Genomic DNA, 26,003 nt, shown 5'->3' on the forward strand with positions numbered 1-26,003 from the left:
TCGTCTACGACAGCGTGCCGGAAAAAGAGCAGCAGGAGTGCATCAACAAAGCCAAAGCCATCGTGCGCGCGGCCGAGGAGGCGGTTCGGTTCGCTGCGCGCGGCGCGAAGACGGGGCGCTAGAGCCGTTCCGGTTTAAGTGGAGCCGGGGTACGGCTCTTGGCTTATGGTGCAAAGCGAGCATCGCCATAGGCGTCGGCATGCTTTGCTTTTCTCGCTGATACGAAACGGGCCGCCTTTAATTTTGCTTGGCCCAGCCAGCTTTGATGGATTTTGAGACCTCGTCGACGAACAGCCGCGTTTTTGCCGGCACCAGCCGGCCCGGCGGGAGCACAGCATAGACGCCGCCTTCGCCCTTGCCGCCCCAACGCGGCAGCACTTCCACAAGCGTGCCCTCCTTGAGGGCGGGGCCGGCGAGCCAGTCTGCCGTGAATGTAATGCCCGCGCCCGCGATCGCCGCGAGCAGCACTGCCTCCGAGTTATCTGCAACGAGCGGGCCTTGCGGGCGAATGGTCCTGCGCTTTCCCGCTTTCCACAACGACCAGTCCGGCCAGCCCGCATAGCTGGAAAAGCCGATGCACGAGTGATTTTTCAGATCGTCCGGGGTGCGCGGCTTGCCGTGAGCTTTGAGATAGGCGGGCGCGGCAACGAGCAAATTTCTGTAGGACGCGATTTTCCGTGCGGTCAGCGTGCTGTCCCGAAGCCGACCCACTCTGATGGCGACGTCGAAGCCATCCGCCACGACGTCCACGAAACGATCCGAGAAGCGAATATCAAGCCTGATATGCGGATGGCTTGCGAGGAACGGAGGCAGCAAAGGCGTGATCCACTGGCGTCCGAACGTCACCGGCACGGACACTCTGAGCAGGCCTTGTGGGCTTGCCGCAATGTCGCTCGCCTCGCGGCTGGCCACCGATAGTTCTTCGAGCAAGCCTTGCACGCGCCGATGGTAGCGGGCGCCGACTTCCGTGAGGACCACCCGCCGCGTGGTGCGCGAGAAAAGGCTGACGCCCAGCTCCTCTTCAAGCTGGCTCACCCTTCGAGAGATGACAGAGGCATCGCGGCTGAGTTTTCTGGCCGCCTCGGTGAAGCTCCCGCTGTCGGCCACAGCCACGAAGGCCGCCAGCAGCTCCAACCCCCCGCGCTCAAATAATTCCTGCATAGTACGCACGAATGAAATGTCACCAGGCCCGATTATCTATGGGCTGTTTTGGAATATCTCCTTGTCATCGCAACGTCGAGGAGAAAACCGACATGAGAACATTCTTAAGCATCGGCGCCGGGCCAGGCATGGGCTTCGAGACGGCCGAACGCTTTGCCAGGGAGGGCTTCGACATCGTTCTCGGCGCCCGCAATGAGGGCACGCTCAAGGAGCTGAGTGATCGGCTGAGAGCGAAGGGCCATAAGGCGAACGTCCGTGCCGTTGATGCCGGCGAAGCACGGAATGTGACCAGGCTCATTGCCGATGTTGAACGGGACTTCGGCCGCATCGATGTGCTGCATTATAACGCCGCATCAATGCGTAATGCGACGATTGCTGACCAGCCTGCCGATACCTTCAATTCAGATCTGGCGGTGAACATAGGCGGCGCACAAACTGCGATACAAGCCGCCCTGCCGGGGATGATCGATCGCGGATCGGGATCGGTCCTTTTGACGGGGGGCGGCTTCGCCCTTCAACCGCATCCCGACTATCTGTCACTCAGCGTGGGAAAAGCGGGAATTCGAGCCCTGGCTCAAGGATTGTTCGAGAGCCTGAAGCAGAAGGGCATTCACATCGCAACGGTAACGGTTGCCGGCTTCGTAGAGCCAAATTCGAAGGATGCAACGGCCGTGGCGGAGGAGTTCTGGAGGCTGTATAGCCAGCCGAAAGATGCATGGGCGGTCGAAACGACCTACACGCCGTAAAGCTTATTCGGGCAGAGCCGTTCACTCTGCCCGATGCCGGCTACCGCGCGAGCAGGGGCAGCAGGGCCTTGGTGATGGCGCTGTTGCCGGCGAGGACGTTGCCGGTCTCGTAGGCCTTGTCGCGGCCTTCCACGTCCGATACGAGGCCGCCCGCTTCGCGCACGAGAACGATGCCGGCCGCGAGATCCCATGCCTTGAGGCCGCGCTCCCAATAGCCGTCGTAGCGGCCGGCGGCGACGTAGGCGAGATCGAGGGCGGCCGAGCCCGAGCGGCGCAGGCCCGCGACCTCCATCATCACGGCGCTCATCTCGTCCATGAAGCGGGGATGGCCCGGGCGACCGCGGTGAGGGATGCCGGTGACGACGACCGCGTCCGCCAGCGTGCGGCGGGCGGCGACGCGAAGCCGGCGCCGGTCATTCAAAAAGGCGCCCTTGCCCTTCTCGGCGGTGAAAAGCTCATCGGTCGCTGGATTGTAGACGAGGCCTGCAACCAGCACGCCCTCACGCTCGAGCCCGATCGAGATCGCAAAATGCGGAATGCCGTGCAGGAAGTTCGTTGTGCCGTCGAGCGGGTCGACGATCCAGCGATGGGTCTTGTCGTCGCCCGGAACCTCGCCACGCTCCTCCATCAGGAAGCCATAGCCGGGGCGCGCCCGCGAGAGCTCCTTGAAGATGATGTCCTCGGCCTTGTGGTCGGCGGCGGAGACGAAGTTTGCCGGGCCCTTCACTGAGACCTGGAGATGCTCGACCTCGCCAAAGTCGCGTGCGAGGGACCGTCCGGCCTTGCGCGCAGCGGAGATCATCACATTCATCAGGGCTGAAGCGGGCATGGTCCTCGGTGTCTTGTCGAAGGGAAAGCGGGGGTGCGGGGCACGAGCGGATGGCGAGGCCATCGCCGTTTCGCAAAGGAACGTCAACCCCTTTTACCGCAACGAGCGCGAAAGAGCGCCGCTTCGCTGCGTCGCGGGCAAGGGAGGAAAAAGGGCCGCGCGCCGCCGTCCGGTGGGGTGATTAAGGCAAGGCAAGCACCTGGCGCTTCTCGCGCCACTCGGCTGCCGCGGCGGTGGCCTTCGCGCGATCGGCCTCGGATAAGGCGGCGACATGGGCGTCCAGCTTCTCGTCCTCGATGCCTTGCGCCTTGGCGATCAGACGCCACTTGGCGGCCTCGATGGGATCGGCCTCGACGCCTGCGCCCTCGATGTAAAGGTGGCCGAGACGGTTCTGGGCACCGGCGACGCCCTGGTCGGCGGCGGCTTGCAGGTAGGCGACCGCCTTCTTCTCATCCGCCTTGAGGCCGCGCCCCTGGAGAAGGAGGACGGCGTAATCGTACTGAGCGGCGGGCAGGCCCTGCTCGGCAGCCTTGGCGCTCCAGCGTGCGGCTTCGAGGGCATCGTTCGGCACGCCATTTCCTTCGAGGTAGAGCGCGGCGAGATCGTATTGCGCCGATGCCACGCCTTTCTCGGCGGCGTAGCGGATGTGCTGGGCGGCGCGATAGGGATTTTCGGGCTTGCCGGTGCCGCGCAGAAACATGAGGCCGAGATTGTAGTTGGCGACCGGGTCCCCCGTGGCGGCCGCTTTCTCGAACATCTCAGCGGCGAGATTGATGTCCTTGGCGACGCCGCGCCCCTCGGCAAGCATGGTGCCGAGCGCCAGCGTGCCTGGGATGTCGCCAAGCTCGGCGGCGCGAGCGTACCAGCGTGCGGCGGCGCTTTCGTCCTTCGGCACGCCGAGGCCGTCGGCATAGATGCGGCCGATCAGAGTGTGAGCCTGCGGATCATCACGGCGCGCGGCTTCCTCCGCGAGTTCGAGCGCCGTCAGGTATTTGCCTTCGTCAAAGGCCGTATAGGCGGGATCATCCACGGTTTCCTTGGCCGCAGGTGCCGGGGGTGCTTGCTCCGGCGCAGCCGGGCGGCTCATGCCGGGCAGATAGGGCGTCAGCATGCCGGTGGCGATGAGCGCGCCGAGGGCACCGAGCGCGAGGCCGGCGCATCCCAGGATGACGAGGTTGATCGTGCGCACGATGCCTCCTCCTCAGGCGGCGCCGGAGGGGGAGCCGAGCGCTGCGATGAGTGCTGCCGCCCACGCCGTGTCGTCTTTTTCCGGGGCCGCATGCGGCAAGCGTACGGCGATGAAGTCCGCGCCGGAATGAATGACCGCGCTGGCTTCGGCGGGCGCCTCTACATCGAAGGCGACGACGGGTACCACGAACAGGTCCGACCACCACGCGACGAGCGCCTGCTGTGTCGCGGGGAACGTTGCGGATCCATCTGTCCCGACCGATCGGCTGAATGCAATGTAGTCGGCGCCGGCGTCGCCGAGCGTCATGGCGTCGTGGCGGGAGCCGCCGGCGTCGACGCCGACGATCGCCCTGTCGCCGAGGGTGGCGCGTGCAGCGGCGTAGGCCTCTTCTATGTCAGGGCGCGAGGTGAGATGCACGCCGTCCGCGTGCACGGACCGGGCGGCTTCCACGTCATCGGCGAGTAGGGTAGCGATATCCATCCCCTGGGACATCTCGACAAGGGGACGTGTAACGCCCGTATCGAAGGCGGCACCTTCGGGCGCTGTCAGGATAAGGGTTTGCGCCTTTGTTGCGGCAAGGGCCGCGCGGAGGCGTGCGAGCCAACCGGCGCCGGCTTCAGCAGACGCGACCAGGCAAAGGCCCGGCTCTGGCTGTGGATCTGTCATGATGTCTCGCATTCTTTGGCCAACAAAAAGGCCGTGAGGCTATCCGGCTCAATTCAGGCGGAAAAGAGACTCATCCCGCCGAACGGGGCTGTCGTTTTGGACGAAGGCCAGCGGCGGCCAGTTCACCCTATGCCGCCGCACCCCTTCCAGCTATCGTCCTTTCTTGCGAATCCGGTGCGCCTGTCGCGTTCACGAGCATGAAATTGCCATGCTGTAACTGCACCTGTGGGTTTTGCCCACGTGCGGGCTGGGGGATTCGTTTCATGTGGTGCCGCGTCCCGCTCACGGAGAGACTGATGCCCACGATTGCTTTCAGGCGCCTTGCCGCGGCCACAGCCGTAATCCTTTCATTTGCGGCCGCTTCCGCGGCGGCCGCCCAGGCGACGGCGGAAAAAGAAGCCGTAAAGGAAGCTGCGCCGGCTCCGGAGACGACGGGCGCCATTCCCGATGTGCGGCCAACCGAGCCCGCTTCGCAGACCGCCGCGCCGGAGGCCTTGACGGACGAGAAAGCACCCGGAACGAAGCCGGTGGATAGCGCGGCCCCCTCGCTCGCGAATGCCGAAACGCCGGCGCCGCCGAAGGATGCTGAACCCGCAGCCGCCGCTCAGCCCTCTGGCGAGCAACCGACCGGTGCAACACCGATGGGCGCAACAGGCGCCGAAACGCCGGAGAAGCCTGGAACAGCCGCGGCGCCGTCATCTGAAGTAACGCCGCCTGCTGCCGCCGAGGCAGCGCCTCCTGTGCCTGTCGTCGATCCGGTGGTTGCGGAGGTGCGCACGTGGCTCTCGGTTTCCGCAAACACGGCGGGCGCGCACAAGGATGATGCGGCGGCCGCCGTCGCCTTCTATGGCGAGCGGAGCGATGGGCCGCTCTGGGTCGATGCCAACGGTTTCACCGCCAACGCAAAGAGCGCGATCGCCGAGGTGGGCAAGGCCGACGACTGGGGTCTTTCGGCTGACGACTTCGAGCTGCCGCGGTTCAACGTCCCCACGCCCTCCACGGGCGCGCAAGCGGAAGCCGAAGCTCGCCTTACGCTCGAGTTGCTTAAGTATGTGCGCCATGCGCGGGGTGGGCGCGTCAATCTCGCGTCGCTCTCGCGTATTCTGGATCAGACGCCCCCGGTCAAGGATCCGAACACGGCTCTTGCCGAGCTGGCCAAGGCGCCGGCGGCAGATTCCTATCTGCGCGATCAGCATCCGAAACACGCGCAGTTCAAGCTCCTGCACAAGGCATTACTCGAAGCGCGCGGGCATAGCGGAAAAGAGGCGGAGATCGATCCCGCTCTCACGGTCAGCCTGCCCGCCACGCGGGAAATGCTCAGGGTGGGTGTGGAGCATCCGAACGTAGCGCTGCTGCGTAAGCGCATGAAAGTGCCGGCGGAAGACGGTGCCAAGGAGACGCTGTTCGATGAGAAGCTGGCACTCGCGCTCACAGCGTTCCAGGCTGAGAAGGGCCTCGCCGAATCCGGCGAGCTCACGGGGGCGACGCGCAAGGCGCTCAACCGCGATGTGGAGGCGCTCCGCGTTCCCGATCCGGGACGGCGCGAGCTGCTTCTCGTTCTCAACATGGAGCGCTGGCGCTGGCTGCCGGAGGAGCTGGGCCGCGTTCATGTGTGGAACAACATCCCCGAATACATGACGCGTGTGATCAAGGGCGACGAGGTGTTGTTCCATGAGCGCATCATCGTCGGCCTGCCGGCATGGGCCACGCCGGTGTTTTCGGAGACGATGAAGACCGTCGTGTTCAATCCGTCCTGGGGCATGCCGGACGGCATCAAGACGCGCGAACTTGCCCCGCGCCTCCGCTCGGCGGGCGGCGGCTTCCTCTTCTTCGGCGGTGGCGGCGGCGGAAGCATCATTCGCGCCTATGGGCTCGACGTGTATCGCGGCGGCCGGAAGATCGATCCCGACAGCGTGGACTGGAGCGTGGCGGATGTGCGCGCCTATAGTTTCATCCAGCCGCCGGGCGGGCGAAATCCGCTCGGCCGGGTGAAGTTCATGTTCCCGAACCGGCATGACGTCTACATGCACGACACTATCGAGCGATCGCTCTTCCAGCAGTCGAGCCGGGCGCTCTCCCACGGCTGTATCCGTGTTCAAGATCCGATGCGGTTTGCCGAAGTCATGCTGGCGGAAGGCAATGGACTGGATGAAGCGGGCGTCGCGCGAGCGGTCGCTTCGGGCGGGGAGGTGAGGCTCAAAAACCCGATCCCGGTACACACCACGTACTTTACGGCGGTGGCCGACAAGGACGGTCACGTCTCGACATTCCGCGATCTCTATGGGCACGACAGCCGCCTCTCGGCAGCCCTCTCGGGACGCGCGTTGCCGCCCGAGACCGTCGCCGAAAGCACTGCTGCACAGCCGGCTTCCGGTAGCACGCAGCAACGCAAGAAGAAGCAAACCTATCAGGCGCCCAATACGCTTGCCGACGTGATCTCCGGCTTTTGGCTGAACTAGAGTGCTTCCGGAAACGTGGGAACCGGTTTTCCGACAAGAAGCACGAAGACACAAAAGCCCGTTTCTCGATTCGACTTAAATCGGAACGGCCCTAGAGCCGGTTCCAGTTTGAGGGGCATTTGGGAACGGCTCGGCGAAAAGCAGTCAAGGCGCAATAAGGGGGGCTTATTGCGCCTTGCTGTTCAGCCCCCGTCCAGTGGTCGAAGGCGTGAAAACGTGGTTCCGCCGCTCGATGGGAGTCACGTCAAGTGGGGCGGATCCGGTGCCGCATCATGGGCTCGCAAAGACAACGGAATCGCGCGCGCGTTGTTCCGCAGCGCACACAAAAAATTCGGTGCACACACGCAATGTCTTGAGGCCGCCCCGTTCGTGGGTTTGACGTGTTGTACAGTGCCTTCGGATGTCGCGGAAGTGGGTGGTGGCGTAGATCCCGGCCTTCGCCGGGATGACATTGAGAAAGCAAGCGGCGCCCACCACGCCGTCATCCCGGCGAAGGCCGGGACCCACGCAAGTCTCCAGCCTTTACGCTGAAGGGGTTCATGGTGCTGCTGATGCAATGTTTTGGAAATGCGCGAAGCTCAGATGGCTTCCGGAAAAGCGGGAGCCGGTTTTCCGAGAAGAAGCACGATCAAACAAAAATTTAGAGCCGTTCCCCGATTCCGCCTAAAGCGGAACGGCTCCGGCGCAGTGCGCGATAGAGGACGCGCCTGTCTGAACGAGCTACCCAAGCGAAGACTTGAACTGCTTCGACTGCTTCCCGAGCAGCATGAAGCGATCCCTGGCAGGAAGAGCATGCTGCAGGTGAGAGCCTGAGGGGAGGTTCGTGTCTGCGTGTGAATGGCCGACGCAAGCGTTCGACGCGAGCCGGTGAGGCTCGCGTCGCCGTGGCGAGACGTTGCGTTTCGTAGGAGGCCCTACGCGGCCTGCTCGAGGTCGGCGTCCCACTTGCCGAGCGCAGCAAGGCCGTTCATGTGTGCACGGTGAGCGAAGGCGCGCTGGGCCGTGGCCACGTTCTCGGACTTTCCGCCCCAGGCCTTCAGCGCCGCCGCCTGCAATGCACGACCATACGAGAACGTCAGCGCCCAGGGCGTGCCGCCGGCGGCGTTCATGAGCGAGAGATGCTTCGTCGCCAACTCGTCCGACTGGCCGCCGGAAAGGAAAGCGATGCCCGGAACCGAAGCCGGCACCGTCGCCTTGAGGCAGCTGATGGTCTTCTCGGCGACCTCTTCGGGCGAAGCCTGGCGGGCGCACTTCTGGCCGGCGATGACCATGTTCGGCTTCAGCACCATGCCTTCGAGAGAGACGCGCGCATCGTAAAGCTCGCGGAAGACGGTGCGCAGCGTCCATTCCGTGACGCGGTAGCATTCGTCGATGTCATGGGCGGAGTGTGCCCCGTCCATCAGCACTTCCGGCTCGACGATGGGCACGATGCCGGCTTCCTGGCAGAGCGCGGCGTAGCGTGCGAGTGCGTGTGCGTTGGCCTTGATGCAATTCCACGTCGGAATTCCCTCGGCGATGGCGATCACGGCGCGCCACTTGGCGAAACGGGCGCCGAGCCCGTAGTACTCGGCGAGGCGATCGCGCAGGCCGTCGAGACCCTCGGTGATGGTCTCGATGCTGGAGGTCGGGCCGGCGAGACGCTTGGCGCCGGTGTCGACCTTGATGCCAGGGATCGAGCCCGCAGCCTTCATGATGTCGACCAGCGGCGTGCCGTCCTTGGCCTTCTGGCGGATGGTCTCGTCGTAGAGAATGACGCCCGAGACGTGGCTCTTCATGGCGTCGGTGGCGCGAAAGAGCATCTCGCGATAGTCGCGGCGGGCATCCTCCGTGGAGGTGACGCCGATGCTGTCGAACCGTTTCTTGATGGTGCCCGAGCTTTCGTCGGCGGCAAGGATGCCCTTTCCGGGCGCCACCATGGCGATGGCAATATCTTCGAGCTTCTCGGTCATGGCCTCTTTCCGTTATCCAATCGTTGCAACTTGCGGCGCGCTGCCGGCATCGGGGCGCGGGGGCGATCAGGCCGCAGTGAGCTTCTTCAGAACCTCCTCCGACACCTCGAAGTTCGCGAAGACGTTCTGAACGTCGTCGTCGTCCTCGAGGGCGGCGATCAGCTTCATGATGCGCTCGGCGCCTTCCTCGTCCACCTCGGCCGTGAGCGTGGGCTTCCAGACGGCTTTGACGCTCTCCGGCTCGCCGAGCTTCTCTTCAAGTGTGCTGGCAACCGTGCCGAGGCTGTCAAAGCTGCAGGTGATGAGATGGCCGGTATCGTCGGAGGCCGCATCACCGGCGCCGGCCTCGATCGCAGCTTCGAGCACCGCATCGGCAGAGCCTGCGTCGGGCTTGAAGCGGATCTCGCCGACGTGCTCGAACATGTGGGCGACGGAGCCCGTCGCGCCCAGGTTGCCGCCGTATTTCGTGAAGGCAGCGCGCACAGCGCCGCCCGTGCGGTTGCGGTTGTCGGTCAGAGCTTCGACGATGACGGCCACGCCGCCCGAAGCGTAGCCCTCGTAGCGGATCGTCTCGTAGGCGTCGCTCTCGCCGCCCTGGGCCTTCTTGATGGCGCGCTCGATGTTGTCCTTCGGCATGTTCTCGGCGCGGGCGGTGGCAATGGCCAGCCGGAGGCGCGGGTTCATAGCCGGGTCGGGCATGCCCTGCTTGGCAGCGACCGTGATCTCGCGGGCGAACTTTGCGAACATCTTGGCCCGGGCCGCGTCCTTGCGACCCTTCTTGTGCATGATGTTCTTAAAGGCTGAGTGGCCGGCCATTTGTCTCCGAGGCTCTAGTGGTTGCGCAGGCAAGGCTCGCGCGGGGCATGATGTCGTGTCGATTTAATGCGGGGCGGCCCGGTGTGGGTCAAGTCCTCCCCATGCTCAAGGCTGTTTCCATTCAAGTGGAAAACGGAACGGCTCCAAGCGCGGGTCCCGCGCATCGAGCAGCACTTTAGGCCGGCACAAACAACTTTCAAAGCTGACGGAATTTTCGGCCTGGAAAAGGGCCGGGCTCGCGAGCCGGGGCAGAATCACATAGGATGTCTCTATACCGCTTCTGCCCAATCGCGGATCTAGGGTGAGCAATGCTCACCGTATGCACTGAGGGCGAGCATGCTCCTCCTCATGCAATTGCCATAACCTCTCTCACTCGACCCAAAAGAGCGGCTCGGTAGGCTCAAGAACGCCACCGAGCCGCAAACTTTTTACGCGTGTTGCCAGCCCCGTCCGGTCGTCGATCTCGACGGCGAGGCCGGCAACCGTCGCGGGGCCGAGCGCAGGCTCGAAGCGCTCGCGCGGCAGGCGCGTCAGGAAGCGGCTGATCGGCTCGCCAGGATCCATGCCGAGGACCGAGTTGTAGTCGCCGCACATGCCGGCATCCGACATGTAGGCGGTCCCGCCCGACAAAATGCGTTCGTCGGACGTCGGCGTGTGCGTATGAGTGCCGACGACGACGCTCACACGTCCGTCGAGGAAGTGGCCGAGAGCCTGCTTCTCGCTCGTCGCTTCGGCGTGAAAATCAATCAGAATGGCGTCCGCGCCGGTATTGAGCGGACAGGCCTGGAGCTCGTTGTCGATGGCACGGAACGGGCAGTCGATCTCGTTCATGAACACGCGGCCCATGGCGTTGATCACGAGCACGTCGGCGCCGTTGCGGGCCTTGAGGAGGGCAGCGCCCCGGCCGGGCGTGCCCGGCGGAAAGTTGATCGGGCGGATGAGGCGATCCTGGCGCTCGATGAAGACCAGCGTATCCTTCTGGTCAAAGGCGTGATTGCCGAGCGTCACGGCGTCGGCGCCGGCATCGATCAGCTCGAGGTGGATCGTTTCGGTTATGCCGAAGCCGCCGGCTGCGTTCTCGGCGTTGATGACGACGAAATCGAGATCGTAGCGTTTGCGAAGGCGCGGGATGGCTTCGACGGCGGCGCGCCGGCCGGCACGGCCCACGATGTCGCCGAGGAACAAAAGGCGCATCAGAAGAGCCCTCCCGGCAGCGGAACGCTGCCAGCTCCGCGCGTGCGAGGAGAGGGGAGGCTAGGCCGAGAAACGCTGCTCTCCCGATGCAGGCGAGAGGACGGCGGCAAGCTGCCCAGCGGATTCGCGTCGATCGAGGCGGTCATTCCAGCGTCATTGCGTCCGGCACTTCAACGGCCCCGAGGGGGTCAAGATCCAATCCAGACGCTCGTCATAATCGCCATAAGGCACGGCGTCGACTCGCTGCTCGTCGAAGGCGAGGCCGATGGAGACGACGGGCTTGAGTGCGCGCAGGCGGGCCAGCGTGCGATCGTAGAAGCCGCCGCCATAGCCGAGACGATAGCCCTTGGCGTCAAAGGCGAGGAGAGGGCCGAGCACGATGTCCGGGTCGAGAACGGGTGCCTCGGGCAGGGGCTCGCGAATGCCCCAGGCGGCTTCGCCCATGGGGTCGCCGGGAGACCACGCGCGGAAGATGAGCGGCTTGCCCTTTCCCTCCATGATCGGCAGGCACAGGCGGTAGCCTTCGCCGAGCAGGCGGCGCATCAGGGATCCTGGGTCGATCTCGTCGCCGATGGGGAAAAAGCCCGAGACGATCGCCGGTGCGGGCCGCCCTGCGAACGCGATTCCGTGGCGTGTGATGGCCGCCGCAGCGTCTTCGCCCGCGCGGACGAACGCCTCTTTGCGGATCGAGCGCGCCTCGCGGCGCATCGCTTGCTTGGCGTCGTCGGTGGAAATGGCGGCGGCCCTTTGCGAAGATCAGGGAGACGAGCGGGCGGGAAGGCAACTCCGCCGGGCACGCCGGCGGAAGCCGAAAAGGAAAGAGCCGCGGTGGCCGTTGGAACGGTTGATCTCGCCGGGTCCCTACAAATGTAAGGTGGGCGCCATATGTCCGGGGCCACGGCCCCGGCCAGGGACAGCTCCCAGGCAGATCTTATAGGCCCTGGAGATGTGTGTTCCTGACGAGCCCCGCAGCGCTCGTAACATAGGGGGACCGGGAGAAAAAAGCGAGGGCTCAGCCGTTCTTTTCGACCACGGTGGTCAGCGACTCGATGATCCAGTCGATGCGGTTGGCGACAGCGCTCCGATTCTCCTCAAGCGCCGCGATTCGCTGGCGGGCGGTTTCGAGCTCGCGTTTCAAGGCATCGCGCTCCCGCTCGAGTGTGCGCACGCGCGTATCTGCGGACCCCGCAGGCGCTGTCGCTTTGGCGGCGGCGCGCGGCGATGTCTTGGAGGCAGCGCGTGCGGACGTCTTGGACGTCTTGGACACTTTGGATGCGGCGGGCGCCGCGGTTTTGCGTGCTTTCGCGCGAGCGGCTGGACGCTTTACTGTTTCTTTCGGCCGCTGAGCCATGAATGACCGCGCCCCCTCCTTGAGCTAAGGATAGCAAGGACCCCCTTGGGGCCGTCGTCCCCCCGACGGCCTTCTCGTCCGACCGTCAGCATAAGTAATCTCATCGTGCGGCGCAAGAAATCAGCCGGTTCAGCCTCTTGAGCGCGCGCGCGACAGTGTGCGGCGGGCAACAGCATTGACAGGCCGGAAAGTGCCCAACTTAATGGCGTCCGCTAGGTAGACGGCGCGGCGCATGGAGCCGCATTCAAAGGGCCGCCCGGCAGAAACTTCCCAGGCATCGGAGGACGTTCATGGCAGTCAAGGTCGCAATCAACGGGTTTGGGCGCATCGGCCGTAACGTTCTGCGTGCGATTTACGAATCGGGGCGCACCGACATCGAGGTGGTGGCGATCAACGATCTCGGCCCGGTGGAGACCAATGCGCACCTCCTGCGTTTCGATAGCGTGCACGGGCGGTTTCCCGGTGAGGTGACAGTCAAGGGCGATGCGCTCGACCTCGGTCGCGGTCCCATCAAGGTGACGGCGATCAAGAACCCGGCGGAGCTGCCACACAAGGACCTCGGCGTCGACGTCGCGCTCGAATGCACAGGCATCTTCACGAGCAAGGAAAAGGCCTCGGCGCATCTCGCAGCCGGCGCCCGGCGCGTGCTCGTCTCGGCGCCCGCTGAAGGGGCGGACCTTACGGTCGTCTACGGCGTCAATCACGACAAGCTCGCCAAGGATCATCTCGTGGTGTCGAATGCGTCCTGCACGACCAACTGTCTGGCGCCCGTGGCGGCCGTGCTCAACGACCTGGTCGGCATCGAAAAGGGCTTCATGACAACGATCCACAGCTACACGGGCGATCAGCCGACGCTCGATACGCTGCATAAGGATCTCTACCGGTCGAGGGCGGCAGCCGTGTCGATGATACCGACGTCCACGGGCGCGGCGAAGGCCGTGGGCCTCGTGCTGCCGGAGCTCAACGGCCGCCTTGACGGCACGGCAATCCGGGTTCCGACCCCCAACGTCTCGGCCGTCGATTTCAAATTCGTGGCCAAGAATGAAACCACCCGCGATGAGATCAATGCCGGCATCGAGGCGGCCGCGCGGCAGCATCTCAAGGGTATTCTCGGCGTCACCGATCAGCCGAACGTGTCGATCGACTTCAACCATGACAGTCGGTCGTCGATCTTCCATCTCGACCAGACGAAGGTCATGGATGGCACGCTCGTGCGCGTTCTCGCCTGGTATGACAACGAGTGGGGCTTCTCGAACCGCATGGCCGATACCGCCGTCGCGATGGGCAAGCTGATCTAAAACAGGAACGTCAGAGATGGGAGCAATGCTCCCATCAAAAACGTCGGGCTCTCTCTCGGACAGAGCAGGAGAAGCCTGAAAGGCGATGCCTTGAGCCGGACGATGGGCCGGCTCAAGGGGAGGGAGCGGCCTTGCCCTTCCACCAGAGCGCCAGCAGAACCAGGATCGATCCTGCAAACGATGCCACAACATCGCGAAGCGAGATCGTGATGGACTCGAGCTGCGGCAGAAGCCCGAGCAGGCGGAACAGAAGTCCGCCAACAAGAGCGCCGGCCAGGCCGAGGCCGAGATTCCTCCAGAAGCCGAAACCGCGCTTTTCGCCCTTGGCGAGCAGCCCGGCGAGGCTGCCTCCCAACAGCCCGATGATGATCCAGACGATGATCTGATCGAGGGTGACGTTCATGGCGACCTCCGCGGTCTCGGCGCGGCGATGGCTCCGCGCACGGGCGCAACATTAGCACGGGCTGCGCTTCCTGAGACCGTTCCCGTTCTCTCCCGGGGCAGGCTGCATTCCCATGGTTTATGAAGCCCCGTTCCCGTTAAGGTGAACGGCTGGTCCGCATACCTCTGTAGAAACCAGAAGCCGGTGGCCGCGTTATCCTGCTCGGGGTATCATGATGTGGGGGTGATTTCATTCCGGCCCAATCGGGAGTATTGGCCATGCAAGCTTCGCCTTCCACTTATCCTCCAGGAACCGTCAGAATGCGTCCCATGCTCCACGCGCTGGCGCAAAACTGGTGGCTTATTCTTCTGCGCGGCATCGTGGCCATTCTGTTCGGCGTGCTCGCCTTCGTCTGGCCCGGCATCACCCTGCTCACGCTCGTCCTGTTTTACGGCGTATTCGCGTTTTTCGACGGTGTCCTGTCGCTTGCGGCTGCCGTTCGTGGCGGTGCGCCAGCGCCGCGCTGGTGGCTGGCTCTCGTGGGCGTGTTCGGAATCGCGGCCGGTATTCTCACCGTGTTTTGGCCGCAGATCACGGCCCTCGTCCTCTTGCTCTTCATCGCCGGCTGGGCGATCGTCACTGGAGTTCTCGAGGTCTGGGGAGCGATCAAGCTCAGGCACGAGATCGAGGGGGAATGGCTGTTGATCGCAAGCGGCGTTCTCGCGATCGCGTTCGGCATCCTGCTCGTGATGTGGCCGGGCGCCGGCGCACTGGCCATGGTGCTCGTTATCGGCTCCTTCGCGATCATGTACGGATTGCTGCTGATCGGTTTCGCCTTCCGGCTGCGCAAGCATGCCACGGTGCATATCTGACCATCCGACAAGCCGCTTTCGGCGCGAGGATGCTGGAGTGGCTGACGCTTGAGCTTGCGGCCGCGGGAACTGCCCAGGCCGGAAGCTCGCCGTGGCGCCAGTCGGCATGACCATAACGTGCTCATTCCCGCAGCCTGCCGGCCTTAACCCCGCGTGCGGCGACGAATCATATGCCCCATGGTATGCGGGGGCATGCAGGGGGAGAGACACGTTCGAATTATCGGTATCGATCCGGGGCTGCGGCGGACCGGCTGGGGCGTCATCGAAACTGATGGCGTGCGCTTGGTCTATGTCTCGTCGGGGGTGATCACGTCCACCGCGGGCGAGGCGCTCGCCTATCGTCTACGCGAGCTGTTCGAGGGGCTCTCGGGCATCATCGCATCCTCGCAGGCGGGAGAGGCCGCCGTGGAGGAGACCTTCGTCAACGACAATCCGCGGGCGACGCTGAAGCTTGGCCAGGCGCGCGGCATCGCGCTGCTGGCGCCGGCAATGCGGGGGCTCAGCATCGCCGAATATGCACCCAACCTGATCAAGAAAGCGGTCGTGGGGACGGGGCATGCGGAGAAGCGGCAGATCCAAGCCATGATCGGGTTTCTGTTGCCGAAGGCGCGGTTCGAGAGTGCGGACGAGGCCGATGCGCTCGCCATCGCCATCTGTCATGCGAGCCATCGCGGGGCGGCAGCCCTCGCCCGGCGCGTGGCTAGAGAAGGGGTCTAGCGGTATGATCGGCCAGCTCAAGGGCAAGATCGACGCCATCGGGGAAGCCCATGCCATCGTCGACGTTGGCGGCGTCGGCTATGAGGTGCAGCTTTCGGCGCGCACGCTGCGCAATCTCAGCCTTGGCGAAGCGGTCGTGCTCACTATCGACACCTACGTGCGTGAGGACGCGATCCGGCTGTTCGGATTTCAGAGCGAGATCGAGCGGAGCTGGTTCCGCAGCCTGCAGAACGTGCACGGCGTCGGCTCGAAGGTGGCCCTCGCCGTACTCGGGGTCCTCTCGACGCAGGAGCTTGCCAACGCCATCGCCCTCGGTGACTGGGCGGCGGTGGAGCAGGCGCCGGGCGTCGGCAAGAAGCTGGCGCAACGCATCATCTCCGAGCTCAAGGATAAGGCGCCGGCGCTGTCGGCTGCTGGCCTCAAGGTAACGGCGCCGGCCGGCGTGGGAAGCGCGCCCGCGGACGGCATGGCGGCGGCCGAGGCCATCTCAGCGCTTGTCAATCTCGGCTACAGCCCCGCCCAGGCCTCAATGGCCGTCGCCGCCGCTATGAAAGAGCTTGGAGCGGACGCGGACACGGCCAAGCTCATCCGGCGCGGGCTCAAAGAGCTGGGCCGATAGGAGAACGTGCATATGAGACGGCTGATCTCGTTTCCCGCCTGGTTTGTGCTGTCCCTGATCTGGACGGGCATCGTCGCTTATCTCGCCTATACGACGCTGCCGTACGTGCCGATGGACATGTCGCCTTCCGATCCCGCGACACAGGACGCGTTTCGCGCGACCATGACCCGGCACCTCATTCTGTACGGCCTGCTGGCGGCCGGGCCGCCGGCGATTGCGCTGGTCTTCGGGAGCCTTCTTTGCCGGCGAGCGTAGCTCGCGGCAGACGTACGGGTCTGATGTAGATTGACGACGAGCGCGGTCCACCCGTACTTGACCGGTAGCGCGAACACAGCCACAGAACAAAACATGACCGATCGCCTCATCAGCGGGGCGAAGCGCGAGACGGATGCCTACGAGGCGTCGATCCGCCCGCGCTCGCTCTCGGAATTCGTGGGCCAGGAGCAGGCGCGCGCGAACTTGCGTGTTTTCATCGAAGCGGCCCGCGCGCGGGGCGATGCCCTCGATCACGTGCTGTTCGCTGGGCCGCCCGGTCTCGGCAAGACGACGCTCGCGCAGATCGTGGCCCAGGAACTGGGGGTCGGCTTCCGCGCGACCTCCGGTCCCGTGATCTCGAAGGCCGGCGATCTGGCGGCGCTGCTCACCAATCTCGAGGAGCGCGACGTTCTCTTCATTGACGAGATCCATCGCCTTACGCCCGCAGTCGAGGAGATCCTGTATCCAGCGCTCGAGGACTTCCAGCTCGACCTCATCATCGGCGAGGGACCGGCGGCGCGCTCGGTGCGCATCGATCTCGCCAAGTTCACGCTCGTCGGAGCGACGACGCGTCTCGGCCTGCTCACGACGCCGCTGCGCGACCGCTTCGGCATTCCCGTCAGGCTCAATTTCTATACCGTCGCGGAGCTCGAAGCGGTGGTGACGCGTGGCGCGCGGGTGCTGGGCGCGCCGATTGCGCCGGACGGGGCCGCTGAGATTGCACGCCGCGCCCGAGGTACACCGCGCATCGCCGGGCGGCTTCTGCGTCGGGTGCGCGATTTCGCGGCGGTGTCCAAGGCGCCGATCATCGACGCGCGCATGGCGGACGTGGCACTCCGGGCGCTCGAGGTGGACGAGGCGGGGCTCGATGCGCTCGATCATCGCTACCTCCGCTGTATCGCCGAGGCCTACGAGGGTGGGCCGGTCGGCATCGAGACGCTTGCGGCGGCGCTCTCGGAGCCGCGCGATGCGCTCGAGGAGATCGTCGAGCCGTTCCTCCTCCAGCAGGGTTTCATCGGGCGAACGCCGCGTGGGCGCGTGCTGACGCTGAAGGCGTTTCGGCATCTCGGCCTCGAGGGGCCAGCGCGCGGCGCCTCGCCGGAGCTGCCGTTCGAGGGCGATGAGCCGTAGCCGGCCGCATGTGCCGCACTGAGAGCGGCGCTCGCAGCGGATCGGTGCCGCATGGCGTCGCCGCGTTCAAGATGGGATTGGATCGGAAGCAGGCTTGCTATCACGTAGACAAATTCTGAAGGGGCTCGGACTTGCGGGGGCCAGCTTCGCCGCGCTCGGCGGTTATGCCCTGGCTGAGCCGCTCCGCGTCGGTATCACGCGCTTTACCGTTTCGCCGCCGGGATGGCCGGCGGGCTTGACGCTGCGGGCCGCGCTCCTTGCTGACCTCCACGTGGCCGAGCCATGGCTTGGGCTGGATCGCCTCGGCGGTATCGTTGCGCGCACCAATGCGCTTCAGCCGGACCTGATTCTTCTGCTCGGCGATTACGTCCAAGGCCGAACGCTTGCGTTGTGGAGCCGGCCCGTGGCACCCGCCGCATGGGCTGCCGTGTTGGGCAAGCTCACCGCGCCGCTCGGCGTGCATGCGGTGCTCGGCAATCACGACTGGTGGGAGGATGCCGAGGCGATGCGGCGGCGCGCTGGGCCCGTGGCCTCGCGCGTGGCACTCGAAGGAGCCGGGATCGCGGTCTACGAGAACGACGCTGTGCGGCTTGAGCAGGGCGGATTTCCGTTCTGGCTCGCAGGGCTCGGAGATCAATGGGCCTTCCGGCCCGCGCGTCACGCGGAAGACGCGCCGGACGGTGTGGACGACCTCGACGGCACGCTCCAGCTTATCGGAGATGACGATGCGCCGGCGCTGCTCATGGTGCACGAGCCGGACATCTTCCCGCAGGTGCCCGCGCGTGTGGCGCTAACGGTGGCCGGCCATACGCATGGCGGTCAGGTGGCGATTGCGGGCTATGCGCCGCTGGTGCCCTCCCGCTATGGTCAGCGCTACCTGCGCGGACACATCGTCGAAGAGGGGCGCAACCTCATCGTTTCGGCTGGGATCGGGTGCTCGCGCCTCCCCATCCGGCTCGGTGCGCCGCCGGAGATCGTTTTCGTCACCCTCACATCGGGGCGTGATTTCGCCTGACGGCGGCATCTGCGCGTGCGCCCTGCCAATTCCATCGGATCTCGATCATGAGCGAAGCAAGCAACACTTGGCCGGATCTCGCCGGCCGCATCATCGACGACGAGAGCGGGCGCCGCCACGTGCTGCCGGTCCGCGTCTACTTCGAGGATACGGACGCGGGCGGCATCGCCTATCACGCGTCCTATATCCGCTGGTGTGAGCGCGGGAGGACGGATTTTCTACGCCTGCTCGGCACGGATTCGCGCCAGCTTATCGACGGCTCGACGAGCACGGAGCCGGCGGCCTTCGTCGTGCGGCGCATGATTTGCGATTTCCTGCGGCCGGCGCGCATGGACGACGTGCTGATCGTGGAGACGCGGGTGAAGGAGCTCGGGGGTGCCAGCGTGACGCTCATCCAGACCGTGCGTCTCGACGGCCGCCGTGTGTTCGAGGCCGAGGTGACGGTGGTGCTCATCGCCGTTTCGGGAAAGCCGCTCCGGCTTACGTCCGCCGTGCGCAGCGCGTTTGGCGGTGGGGAGGGCGTGCAGGTTCCCGGCCCGGGCGCCGCGAAGGCCTGAATGTCAGGCGCACGCGGCCGTTTCAAATGGCATGGACAAGTCGAGATCGTGCGGAGATGATGGCGCGGACAATCAGGGGGTTTTGGCGGGGGCGCCATGACGACCGCGAAGGACGCGAACGGGATCGACCTCGACATCAAGGACGCGATGGAGGGCTACGAGCGCTTCCGCCTCGCGTTCGAGCGCGACCGAGCCTTCTATAAAAGCCTGGCTACAAGGCAGCAGACGCCGCGGCTTCTCTGGATCGGGTGCTCGGATAGCCGGGTGGTGCCGTCGCAGATCACGCAGGCGGATCCCGGCGAGCTGTTCGAAGTGCGCAATATCGCCAACTGTGTGCCGCCTTCCTGGGCGGACGACGAGGCCGTGGGCGCGGCCATCGCCTATGCGCTGGACCATCTCGGCATCGACGACATCGTGATTTGTGGGCACACCGGCTGCGGCGGTCTTGCGGCGCTGGCCGAGCCCATGACGCCCAAGTGCACCTCACATCTCGGGCGCTGGATGGACTATACGCGGCCGGCGCACCGGCTCGTGGCGGCCGCGCGCGTGCCCGAGGAGGAGCGTGGCCTCGCCACCGTCCAGGCGCACGTCCTTTTCCAGGTCGACAATCTCATGACCTACGAGGCGGTGGCGCAAGGCGTCGCCGAGGGGCGGGTTGGTATTCACGGCTGGCTCTATGTCATGGAGACGGGCGAGATCCAGGCCTACGATCGCGAGAGCGGCCACTGGCGCGACCTGCTCGCAACCGCCAATTGACGCGCGCTCCCCTCCGATGAAGCGAGACGCCCTCGAGCGCAATCAGGTCTGGCTCTATCTGGCCGCCGTCGTGGCCGGGCTCGGGGCCGGAAGCGTAGCACCAGGACTTGCGCCTTCGATGGAGCTGCTGCTCTGGCCGAGCCTGGCTCTCCTGCTCTATGCAACCTTTACCCAGGTTCCGCTGGCGCACCTTCCTGCCGCATTCCGCGACATGCGCTTCATGTCGGCGGTGCTCGTCGGCAATTTCCTGGTCCTGCCCGTATTGGTATGGGGCCTCACCGCCTTCGTTCCCGAGGATCCGGCCGTGCAGCTCGGCGTGCTGCTCGTGCTCCTCGTGCCGTGCACGGACTGGTTCATCACGTTCGCGCATCAGGCGGGCGGCGACGTGCGCCGGGCCATCGTGGCGACACCCGTGGTGCTCGTAATCCAGATCGTGTTGCTGCCGCTCTATCTGTGGCTCTTCATGGGCGACGGCCTCGCCGTGCGCCTTTCGGCCGGGCGCATGGCGGCGGCGTTTCTGAGCATCATCGTCGTGCCTCTGGTGCTCGCCGGCCTCACCGAGCGCTGGGCGGAGCAGAGCGGCGTGCGCGGGGAGCGGCTGATCCAGCGGCTCGGGGCCCTGCCGGTGCCGCTGCTCGGGTTCGTCGTGCTCCTGATCGCGGGATCGCAGGTGGAGGCGGTGCTCGGCTCTCTGGACCTGTTCCGCGGCGTGCTGGCTCCGTTTGTCGTGTTCCTTGCCGGTGCCGCGGTGTGCGGCGTGGTGCTGGGACGCGCCTTCTCGCTGCCGCCCGACCAGGCGCGCACGCTTCTATTCAGCTTTTCCACACGCAACTCGTTCGTGGTGCTTCCGCTGGCCTTGGCCTTGCCACCGGGATGGGAGGCGGCCGGGCTCGTCATCGTGTTCCAGTCGCTCATCGAGCTCTTTGGGATGCTCCTGTTCCTGTGGCTCGTTCCGCGTGTGCTGATGCCCTTTCGCGGAACCTGATAGCCCGGGCCGCCGGCCCTTGTTTGGTCATATTACGCGGCAACAAGGTGCTTGATGGTCCGTGCGCGCCAGTGCACGTTGCAGCCCGCCAGGGGGGCGCGATTGCCGAGTCGGCCTACTGTTCTTTACGGGGCATTCTGCCGCCAACCCTCGAGCGCGTTCACTCTTGCCGGAATCCAATCACGCTGTGTGAACGTGTGCCAAGTCTTTGGTTGAGAGACTGATCCATACTCTTGATGCGAGTAGTTGCTTTACGCTTGCCCGGCAACACCGCCCGCGTCGCAAATGATCAGGCTCTAGATAAGATAGGTGAAGCGCTCTCCTTCGGGCGGATCGTCCGCGGCGATCATGGCCCGAGCCTCGAAAGACGGTTGATGCAATGAATCCGGCAGACGTGACGCAGGCCCCTCTTGCGCCCCAGGCGCATGGTGTTTCCTTCATCGAGCTTTTTATGCAGGCTTCGCCCACGGTCCAGATCGTGATGATCGGGCTCGGGCTTGCCTCCATCTGGTCATGGGCGATCATCGTCGAGAAGCTGATCGCCTTCCGGCGCGCGCGCATCGAGGCCGATCGCTTCGAACAGACGTTCTGGTCCGGTCAGTCGCTCGATGAGCTCTACAACGGGCTCTCGCGCGGGCACACGATCTCCATGGCGGCGCTGTTCGTCGCCGCGATGCGCGAATGGAAGCGCTCCGTCGAGGGCAACATCCGCGCGCTCGGCGGCATTCAGCTTCGCGTCGAAAAGGTGATGGACGTCACCATCAGCCGCGAAATGGAGCGGCTGGATCGGCGCCTCCTGTTCCTGGCGACGGTCGGCTCCACGGCGCCGTTCGTAGGGCTGTTCGGCACCGTCTGGGGTATCATGCAGAGCTTCCAGGCCATCGCCATTTCGAAGAACACCAGCCTTGCTGTCGTGGCCCCGGGCATCGCGGAGGCGCTGTTTGCGACCGCGCTTGGGCTCATGGCCGCCATCCCGGCGGTGATCTTCTACAATAAATTCTCGGCCGACTCGGCGCAGATCAGCCAGCGGCTCGAGGCGTTCGCAGACGAGTTCGCCGCCATCGTCTCGCGGCAGATCGACGTCCGGAGCTGACGGGCCCATGGGAATGAGCGTCAATGGCGGGGGCGGCAGCCGGCGTCGGAGAGGGCGCGGACGAGGCGGGCATGCCCCCATGAGCGAGATCAACGTCACGCCGATGGTCGACGTGATGCTGGTGCTGCTCATCATCTTCATGGTGGCGGCGCCGCTGCTCACCGTTGGCGTGCCGATCGAACTGCCGCAGTCGCAGGGTAAGCAGCTCGAGAGCAATCACGAGCCGCTCACGATCTCGGTTTCGTCCAATGGAGATGTTTTCATCGGCGAATCCCAGGTTCCGCTCGACGAGGTGGCCGAGAAGCTCAAGGCCATTGCGAAGAACGGTGTCGACGAGCAGATCTTCGTGCGGGGTGACAAGGGCACCACGTATGGCACGGTCATGAGGGTCATGGGCCGCATCAGCGCCGGCGGGTTCAAGAAGGTGTCGCTGGTCACAGAGGTGGAGGACGGGGCTGCCGTCCAGTGATGGCACGGGCGTGCGCTGGCCGGGGATCGCGGCCGCCAAGCCTTGCGAGGAAGAACGAATGAGGCATGAGGGGCGAGCACACAAGATGCGCACGACCGCCGCTCCCGTGATGATGCCGGGGCTGCGGCCGCGCTTGCGTGGGCTCTCGGCAGCGGGTGATCGCGCCTCCAGCGGTGGGGATCGGACGTGCCGTTCGGACTGACCGTCTCCATTCTGCTGCATGGCGCGGCACTGGCGTGGGCTTACCTCGCCATGCTTTCGACGTCGCCGTTGAAGCCGCCCGAGCCCGAGCCGATCGAGGTGGCGCTCATCACGCCGTCGGAGCTGCTTGCCCTCAAGAAAGGCAGCGTGACTGCAACCGAGCTCGAGGCGAAGGCCAAGGACGAGCCGAAGCCGGAGGTCTCCAAGGTGGAGGCCGAGACGGCGAAACCGATCATCGCGCCCGAGCTGCCGGTGGAGCCAACGCCCGAGCCCGTTGAGGATAAGGCCGCCGAAACGCCGCCTCCGCCGCCTCCCGCCGAGCCCGCCAAGGAGCCGCCGCCCAAGGAGGATCCGATCGCGGAGAAGCTTGCCGCGCTGCCGCCGCCCGATCCGCCGGGCCCCACGCCCGATGAACTGAAGCAGATCGAGGAGAAGAAGGCCGAGGAGCAGCGGAAGGCCGAGGAGGCCAAGAAAAAGGCTGAAGAACAAAAGAAAAAAGAAGAGGCCGAGAAAAAGAAGAAGGCCGAGGCGGAGAAAAAGCGGAAAGAGCAGGAGCGCAGGAAAAAGCTCGCCGAGCAAAAGCGCAAGGAAGAAGCCAAAAAGAAAAAGCAGCAGCAGGCTGACCGGCTTGCCGCGCTTCTCGACAAAGATCCGACGCGCAAGGGGGCGCCCAATGCCGCTGCGCCGCCGCAGTATGAAACGGACTATACCGGCCCGACGGCGGGGGCGCGCGAAGGCGACGCTCCGGTGCTCTCCGTGCGCGAGCAGGATCTTTTGCGCTCGCAGATCAGCGCCCAGCTCCGCCGCTGCTGGAAGCTTCCGGGCGGCGGCGGCGGCATCGAGACCATGGTGGTGACGATCCGCTGGCGGCTTTTCCCCGACGGCTCGCTCGATGGGGAGCCTGCGATCGAGGCGCCGCAGGCTGGGCCCGTGTTCCAGATTGCGGCCGAGGCCGCCATGCGGGCCGTCAAAGCCTGCTCGCCGTTTACGCTTCCGCCCGATAAGTATTGGGCGTGGCGATCGATTATTTGGGATTTCGATCCCCGCGAGATGCTTTAGAGCCGTTCCGGTTTAAGTGGAAACGGGAAACGGCTCTAAGTTTTTGTTTCTTTCTGCTTCTTGCCCGAAACCGGTTCCCACGTTCCGGAAGCACTCTAGGCGTGAGCCGCACACGTTCAGGTGATGATGAGACCGATGACCGAAGCTCTTCCCCCGTCTCAAGGTGCCCGCGCCGTCGCGCCGAGGGCGTCTCTGTTTTGGCCGCTCGTGCTGGCGTTGCTCGCGTTTCTCGCCGCGTTCCCCGCAGCTGCCCAAGTCGACGACGCGTACCGGCCCCCGCAAGGCGGTGGCGGTGGCTTTGGCGATCAGCTGCGCCAACAGGGCTACGATGTCCCGGCACCCGCGCCGCCCCCGCGTGGGGGTATGGGGGACGGCGCCTATCGAGGCGGCGGCCAGGACGGGCTCACCTCCGACGGTTTGCGCGGCACGCAGCGCCAGGGCGTCGTGGCGCCGATCCCCATCGCCATTCCGATTTTCACAGGCGACGATCCCAAGCTCGCGCAGGATGTGGCCCAAGTGCTGATGGCGGATCTCGAGCGCTCGGGCCTGTTCCAGCCGCTCGACCCAGCATCGTTCCTTGAGCGTATCAGCGATATCAATACGTTGCCGCGCTTCCCGGATTGGCGCCAGATCGGCGCCGAGGCGCTTGTCGTGGGGCGCGTGTCGCGCGGCGGGGATGGTCGGCTGACGTCGGAATTCCGGCTCTGGGACGTGACCAGTGGCAAGCAGCTCGCGGGACAGCGTTTCACCACCGGAGCACAGAACTGGCGGCGCGCCGGTCATCTGGTCGCGGATCAAGTCTATGAGCGCCTTACCGGCGAGAAGGGCTACTTCGATACACGCGTGGTCTTCGTGGACGAGACCGGCTCCAAGGCGAAGCGCGTCAAGCGGCTCGCGATCATGGATCAGGACGGCGCGAACGTGCGTCTTCTCTCCCAAGGCCAAGAGCTGGTGCTGACGCCGCGGTTCAATCCGATCGCCAGCGAGATCGTCTACATGGCCTATACAAAGGATCAGCCGCACGTCTTCCTGATGAACCTCGAGACCGGCAAGCGCGAGGCCGTGGGCGAGTTTCCCGGCATGACCTTCGCGCCGAGGTTCTCGCCCGACGGACAGCGTGTCGTGATGAGCCTGCAACAGGGCAGCAACGCGAACATCTTCGAGATGGACCTCAGAACGCGACAATCGCGCCAGCTCACCAATTCGGGCGCACTCGATACGGGTCCCAGCTATGCGCCGGATGGGCGCGCGATCGTGTTCGAATCGGATCGCGAGGGCACGCAGCAGCTCTACGTGATGGGGTCGGATGGCTCGAATCCGCATCGAATCAGCATGGGCGATGGGCGCTACTCGACCCCGGTCTGGTCGCCCCGGGGCGACTACATCGCCTTTACGAAGCAACTCGCGGGACGCTTCCTGATCGGGGTGATCAGACCCGATGGTTCGGGTGAGCGCATCCTCACCGAGGGGTATCATAATGAAGGCCCCACATGGGCACCGAACGGCCGCGTCCTGATGTTCTTCCGTGAAAGCCAGAGCGAGGAGGGGGGGCCGCGAATCTATTCGGTGGACCTCACGGGCTATAACGAGCGAGTCGTGAGCACGCCCTCCTACGCCTCCGATCCGGCCTGGTCACCGCTCCTCAATTGAGGCACCGCTTTACCTGCGCTTAACCTCCAACAGGCTATTCTAACCGCCGCGCCCCTGCATTGCAGTGGGTGCGGTTTTGCCTTTGGAGTCAAAGGCTTCCTGGTGCTCTCCGGGCAGTGTAAGAGCGTGGCGTGGAGCATCAACAACGGCGTGGCATTTTCGCATCTACAAGGGTGGAAAACAGTACGCTCCGACCCTGTGTTCTTGATCAAATCATGTCGTGCCAGTACCCAAATATTCGGCTCGTTGCCGAACAAGCATCAGGAGATGAGACCATGCAGGGTGTGAAGGGGCTGATCGTTCTGTCGGCTGCCGTTGTCGCTGTTGCACTCGGCGCCTGCCGTCGTGAAGAAGCGGCACCGCTGAAACTCGGCGCCGAGGTTCCGACTGCCACGGAAGTGGCTCGCTAAGTCCGAGTTTACTTTGGGACACAACAGGAGATTACTATCATGAAGGGCGCTATCGTTCTTGCCGCCGCTATCGTTGCTGTCGCTCTCGGCGCCTGCCGCCGCGAAGAGGCTGCTCCGCTGAAGCTCGGCGTTGACGCTCCGGCAATCGCCGACGTTCGCTAATAGCGAAATTCA

General features: G+C 64.9%; 28 protein-coding genes and 1 other RNA gene. 18 read left to right on the forward strand and 11 right to left on the reverse strand.

Translation table 11 applies throughout. The features are described from left to right. Nucleotides 1-237: 237 nt before the first annotated feature. Complete coding sequence (locus tag V7P99_RS08820) at nt 238-1,161, reverse strand: LysR family transcriptional regulator (RefSeq protein ID WP_333794438.1); 924 nt, start codon at nt 1,159-1,161, stop codon at nt 238-240. A 92-nt stretch (nt 1,162-1,253) separates the two neighbouring features. Here V7P99_RS08820 and V7P99_RS08825 point away from each other — a divergent pair, with 92 nt between their 5' ends. Next, entirely contained in the window at nt 1,254-1,907 is a 654-nt protein-coding gene (locus tag V7P99_RS08825; protein WP_333794497.1) for an SDR family NAD(P)-dependent oxidoreductase, read from the forward strand. Between the two features lie 40 nt (nt 1,908-1,947). On the opposite strand, the gene V7P99_RS08830 is transcribed toward V7P99_RS08825, so the two are convergent. The 3 genes from V7P99_RS08830 to V7P99_RS08840 form a co-directional block, all read right to left on the reverse strand. Further along, complete coding sequence (locus V7P99_RS08830; protein WP_333794439.1) at nt 1,948-2,736, reverse strand: inositol monophosphatase family protein; 789 nt, start codon at nt 2,734-2,736, stop codon at nt 1,948-1,950. Between the two features lie 181 nt (nt 2,737-2,917). Next, the gene (locus V7P99_RS08835) at nt 2,918-3,925 is read right to left on the reverse strand and encodes a tetratricopeptide repeat protein (protein WP_333794440.1); all 1,008 of its coding nucleotides are present in this window, start codon (nt 3,923-3,925) and stop codon (nt 2,918-2,920) included. Nucleotides 3,926-3,937: 12 nt separating this feature from the next. Beyond that, on the reverse strand, nt 3,938-4,591 hold the full coding sequence (locus V7P99_RS08840) for a thiamine phosphate synthase (protein WP_333794441.1): 654 nt from the start codon (nt 4,589-4,591) through the stop codon (nt 3,938-3,940). 296 nt (nt 4,592-4,887) lie between these two features. Here V7P99_RS08840 and V7P99_RS08845 point away from each other — a divergent pair, with 296 nt between their 5' ends. Beyond that, the gene (locus V7P99_RS08845; protein WP_333794442.1) at nt 4,888-7,050 is read left to right on the forward strand and encodes a L,D-transpeptidase family protein; all 2,163 of its coding nucleotides are present in this window, start codon (nt 4,888-4,890) and stop codon (nt 7,048-7,050) included. A gap of 914 nt (nt 7,051-7,964) precedes the next feature. On the opposite strand, the gene V7P99_RS08850 is transcribed toward V7P99_RS08845, so the two are convergent. The 6 genes from V7P99_RS08850 to V7P99_RS08875 form a co-directional block, all read right to left on the reverse strand. Next, nucleotides 7,965-8,999, reverse strand: coding sequence for a class I fructose-bisphosphate aldolase (locus tag V7P99_RS08850; protein ID WP_333794443.1), 1,035 nt, complete (start codon nt 8,997-8,999; stop codon nt 7,965-7,967). Nucleotides 9,000-9,065: 66 nt separating this feature from the next. Further along, nucleotides 9,066-9,815, reverse strand: coding sequence for a YebC/PmpR family DNA-binding transcriptional regulator (locus V7P99_RS08855; RefSeq protein ID WP_333794444.1), 750 nt, complete (start codon nt 9,813-9,815; stop codon nt 9,066-9,068). Nucleotides 9,816-10,184: 369 nt separating this feature from the next. Further along, entirely contained in the window at nt 10,185-11,009 is an 825-nt protein-coding gene (locus tag V7P99_RS08860; protein WP_333794445.1) for a TIGR00282 family metallophosphoesterase, read from the reverse strand. A 153-nt stretch (nt 11,010-11,162) separates the two neighbouring features. Further along, entirely contained in the window at nt 11,163-11,717 is a 555-nt protein-coding gene (locus V7P99_RS08865) for a 5-formyltetrahydrofolate cyclo-ligase (protein ID WP_333794446.1), read from the reverse strand. 108 nt (nt 11,718-11,825) lie between these two features. Continuing rightward, a non-coding RNA gene (gene ssrS, locus V7P99_RS08870) (6S RNA) lies at nt 11,826-11,987 on the reverse strand. A gap of 34 nt (nt 11,988-12,021) precedes the next feature. Beyond that, nucleotides 12,022-12,276, reverse strand: a complete 255-nt coding sequence (locus V7P99_RS08875; protein ID WP_333794447.1) for a hypothetical protein — start codon at nt 12,274-12,276, stop codon at nt 12,022-12,024. A 374-nt stretch (nt 12,277-12,650) separates the two neighbouring features. Here V7P99_RS08875 and gap point away from each other — a divergent pair, with 374 nt between their 5' ends. After that, nucleotides 12,651-13,658, forward strand: a complete 1,008-nt coding sequence (gene gap / locus V7P99_RS08880; protein WP_333794448.1) for a type I glyceraldehyde-3-phosphate dehydrogenase — start codon at nt 12,651-12,653, stop codon at nt 13,656-13,658. A gap of 112 nt (nt 13,659-13,770) precedes the next feature. Here gap and V7P99_RS08885 read toward each other — a convergent pair whose 3' ends face one another. Then, a complete protein-coding gene (locus V7P99_RS08885; RefSeq protein ID WP_333794449.1) occupies nt 13,771-14,061 on the reverse strand; it encodes a GlsB/YeaQ/YmgE family stress response membrane protein in 291 nt (96 codons plus the stop codon). A 299-nt stretch (nt 14,062-14,360) separates the two neighbouring features. Between V7P99_RS08885 and V7P99_RS08890 the strand changes: the two genes are divergently transcribed. From V7P99_RS08890 to V7P99_RS08960, 15 genes are all read left to right on the forward strand, one after another. After that, complete coding sequence (locus V7P99_RS08890; protein ID WP_333794450.1) at nt 14,361-14,912, forward strand: HdeD family acid-resistance protein; 552 nt, start codon at nt 14,361-14,363, stop codon at nt 14,910-14,912. 192 nt (nt 14,913-15,104) lie between these two features. Further along, nucleotides 15,105-15,629, forward strand: coding sequence for a crossover junction endodeoxyribonuclease RuvC (gene ruvC, locus V7P99_RS08895; RefSeq protein ID WP_333794451.1), 525 nt, complete (start codon nt 15,105-15,107; stop codon nt 15,627-15,629). 4 nt (nt 15,630-15,633) lie between these two features. Further along, entirely contained in the window at nt 15,634-16,248 is a 615-nt protein-coding gene (gene ruvA, locus V7P99_RS08900; RefSeq protein WP_333794452.1) for a Holliday junction branch migration protein RuvA, read from the forward strand. Between the two features lie 12 nt (nt 16,249-16,260). Further along, nucleotides 16,261-16,503: a hypothetical protein gene (locus V7P99_RS08905; RefSeq protein WP_333794453.1), complete on the forward strand. Its 243-nt coding sequence runs from the start codon at nt 16,261-16,263 to the stop codon at nt 16,501-16,503. A gap of 93 nt (nt 16,504-16,596) precedes the next feature. Next, the gene (gene ruvB, locus V7P99_RS08910; protein WP_333794454.1) at nt 16,597-17,634 is read left to right on the forward strand and encodes a Holliday junction branch migration DNA helicase RuvB; all 1,038 of its coding nucleotides are present in this window, start codon (nt 16,597-16,599) and stop codon (nt 17,632-17,634) included. 94 nt (nt 17,635-17,728) lie between these two features. Beyond that, a complete protein-coding gene (locus V7P99_RS08915) occupies nt 17,729-18,649 on the forward strand; it encodes a metallophosphoesterase (protein ID WP_333794455.1) in 921 nt (306 codons plus the stop codon). Between the two features lie 47 nt (nt 18,650-18,696). After that, nucleotides 18,697-19,206, forward strand: a complete 510-nt coding sequence (locus V7P99_RS08920; protein ID WP_333794456.1) for a YbgC/FadM family acyl-CoA thioesterase — start codon at nt 18,697-18,699, stop codon at nt 19,204-19,206. Nucleotides 19,207-19,302: 96 nt separating this feature from the next. Beyond that, the gene (locus tag V7P99_RS08925) at nt 19,303-19,962 is read left to right on the forward strand and encodes a carbonic anhydrase (RefSeq protein WP_333794457.1); all 660 of its coding nucleotides are present in this window, start codon (nt 19,303-19,305) and stop codon (nt 19,960-19,962) included. 16 nt (nt 19,963-19,978) lie between these two features. Continuing rightward, entirely contained in the window at nt 19,979-20,947 is a 969-nt protein-coding gene (locus V7P99_RS08930) for an arsenic resistance protein (RefSeq protein WP_333794458.1), read from the forward strand. Nucleotides 20,948-21,326: 379 nt separating this feature from the next. Then, the gene (gene tolQ / locus V7P99_RS08935) at nt 21,327-22,040 is read left to right on the forward strand and encodes a protein TolQ (protein ID WP_333794459.1); all 714 of its coding nucleotides are present in this window, start codon (nt 21,327-21,329) and stop codon (nt 22,038-22,040) included. Between the two features lie 7 nt (nt 22,041-22,047). Continuing rightward, nucleotides 22,048-22,509, forward strand: a complete 462-nt coding sequence (gene tolR, locus V7P99_RS08940; RefSeq protein WP_333794460.1) for a protein TolR — start codon at nt 22,048-22,050, stop codon at nt 22,507-22,509. Nucleotides 22,510-22,695: 186 nt separating this feature from the next. Further along, nucleotides 22,696-23,769, forward strand: a complete 1,074-nt coding sequence (gene tolA, locus V7P99_RS08945) for a cell envelope integrity protein TolA (protein WP_333794461.1) — start codon at nt 22,696-22,698, stop codon at nt 23,767-23,769. A 363-nt stretch (nt 23,770-24,132) separates the two neighbouring features. Continuing rightward, nucleotides 24,133-25,419, forward strand: coding sequence for a Tol-Pal system beta propeller repeat protein TolB (gene tolB, locus V7P99_RS08950; RefSeq protein WP_333794498.1), 1,287 nt, complete (start codon nt 24,133-24,135; stop codon nt 25,417-25,419). Nucleotides 25,420-25,694: 275 nt separating this feature from the next. Continuing rightward, the gene (locus V7P99_RS08955; RefSeq protein ID WP_280173052.1) at nt 25,695-25,829 is read left to right on the forward strand and encodes a hypothetical protein; all 135 of its coding nucleotides are present in this window, start codon (nt 25,695-25,697) and stop codon (nt 25,827-25,829) included. Between the two features lie 39 nt (nt 25,830-25,868). Next, the gene (locus V7P99_RS08960; protein ID WP_333794462.1) at nt 25,869-25,991 is read left to right on the forward strand and encodes a hypothetical protein; all 123 of its coding nucleotides are present in this window, start codon (nt 25,869-25,871) and stop codon (nt 25,989-25,991) included. Nucleotides 25,992-26,003: the final 12 nt, after the last annotated feature.

Source organism: Hyphomicrobium sp. (genome assembly GCF_036780825.1).
Taxonomy (GTDB): Bacteria; Pseudomonadota; Alphaproteobacteria; order Rhizobiales; family Hyphomicrobiaceae; genus Hyphomicrobium_C.

What these genes read in the sequence shown, in the direction of transcription:
- V7P99_RS08820 (WP_333794438.1), bottom strand. Translation starts at nt 1,161, where the DNA reads ATGCAGGAATTATTTGAGCGCGGGGGGTTGGAGCTGCTGGCGGCCTTC.
- V7P99_RS08825 (WP_333794497.1), top strand. Translation starts at nt 1,254, where the DNA reads ATGAGAACATTCTTAAGCATCGGCGCCGGGCCAGGCATGGGCTTCGAG.
- V7P99_RS08830 (WP_333794439.1), bottom strand. Translation starts at nt 2,736, where the DNA reads ATGCCCGCTTCAGCCCTGATGAATGTGATGATCTCCGCTGCGCGCAAG.
- V7P99_RS08840 (WP_333794441.1), bottom strand. Translation starts at nt 4,591, where the DNA reads ATGACAGATCCACAGCCAGAGCCGGGCCTTTGCCTGGTCGCGTCTGCT.
- V7P99_RS08845 (WP_333794442.1), top strand. Translation starts at nt 4,888, where the DNA reads ATGCCCACGATTGCTTTCAGGCGCCTTGCCGCGGCCACAGCCGTAATC.
- V7P99_RS08850 (WP_333794443.1), bottom strand. Translation starts at nt 8,999, where the DNA reads ATGACCGAGAAGCTCGAAGATATTGCCATCGCCATGGTGGCGCCCGGA.
- V7P99_RS08855 (WP_333794444.1), bottom strand. Translation starts at nt 9,815, where the DNA reads ATGGCCGGCCACTCAGCCTTTAAGAACATCATGCACAAGAAGGGTCGC.
- V7P99_RS08860 (WP_333794445.1), bottom strand. Translation starts at nt 11,009, where the DNA reads ATGCGCCTTTTGTTCCTCGGCGACATCGTGGGCCGTGCCGGCCGGCGC.
- V7P99_RS08865 (WP_333794446.1), bottom strand. Translation starts at nt 11,717, where the DNA reads ATGCGCCGCGAGGCGCGCTCGATCCGCAAAGAGGCGTTCGTCCGCGCG.
- gap (WP_333794448.1), top strand. Translation starts at nt 12,651, where the DNA reads ATGGCAGTCAAGGTCGCAATCAACGGGTTTGGGCGCATCGGCCGTAAC.
- V7P99_RS08885 (WP_333794449.1), bottom strand. Translation starts at nt 14,061, where the DNA reads ATGAACGTCACCCTCGATCAGATCATCGTCTGGATCATCATCGGGCTG.
- V7P99_RS08890 (WP_333794450.1), top strand. Translation starts at nt 14,361, where the DNA reads ATGCGTCCCATGCTCCACGCGCTGGCGCAAAACTGGTGGCTTATTCTT.
- ruvC (WP_333794451.1), top strand. Translation starts at nt 15,105, where the DNA reads ATGCAGGGGGAGAGACACGTTCGAATTATCGGTATCGATCCGGGGCTG.
- ruvA (WP_333794452.1), top strand. Translation starts at nt 15,634, where the DNA reads ATGATCGGCCAGCTCAAGGGCAAGATCGACGCCATCGGGGAAGCCCAT.
- V7P99_RS08905 (WP_333794453.1), top strand. Translation starts at nt 16,261, where the DNA reads ATGAGACGGCTGATCTCGTTTCCCGCCTGGTTTGTGCTGTCCCTGATC.
- ruvB (WP_333794454.1), top strand. Translation starts at nt 16,597, where the DNA reads ATGACCGATCGCCTCATCAGCGGGGCGAAGCGCGAGACGGATGCCTAC.
- V7P99_RS08920 (WP_333794456.1), top strand. Translation starts at nt 18,697, where the DNA reads ATGAGCGAAGCAAGCAACACTTGGCCGGATCTCGCCGGCCGCATCATC.
- V7P99_RS08925 (WP_333794457.1), top strand. Translation starts at nt 19,303, where the DNA reads ATGACGACCGCGAAGGACGCGAACGGGATCGACCTCGACATCAAGGAC.
- V7P99_RS08930 (WP_333794458.1), top strand. Translation starts at nt 19,979, where the DNA reads ATGAAGCGAGACGCCCTCGAGCGCAATCAGGTCTGGCTCTATCTGGCC.
- tolQ (WP_333794459.1), top strand. Translation starts at nt 21,327, where the DNA reads ATGAATCCGGCAGACGTGACGCAGGCCCCTCTTGCGCCCCAGGCGCAT.
- tolR (WP_333794460.1), top strand. Translation starts at nt 22,048, where the DNA reads ATGGGAATGAGCGTCAATGGCGGGGGCGGCAGCCGGCGTCGGAGAGGG.
- tolB (WP_333794498.1), top strand. Translation starts at nt 24,133, where the DNA reads ATGGGGGACGGCGCCTATCGAGGCGGCGGCCAGGACGGGCTCACCTCC.
- V7P99_RS08955 (WP_280173052.1), top strand. Translation starts at nt 25,695, where the DNA reads ATGCAGGGTGTGAAGGGGCTGATCGTTCTGTCGGCTGCCGTTGTCGCT.
- V7P99_RS08960 (WP_333794462.1), top strand. Translation starts at nt 25,869, where the DNA reads ATGAAGGGCGCTATCGTTCTTGCCGCCGCTATCGTTGCTGTCGCTCTC.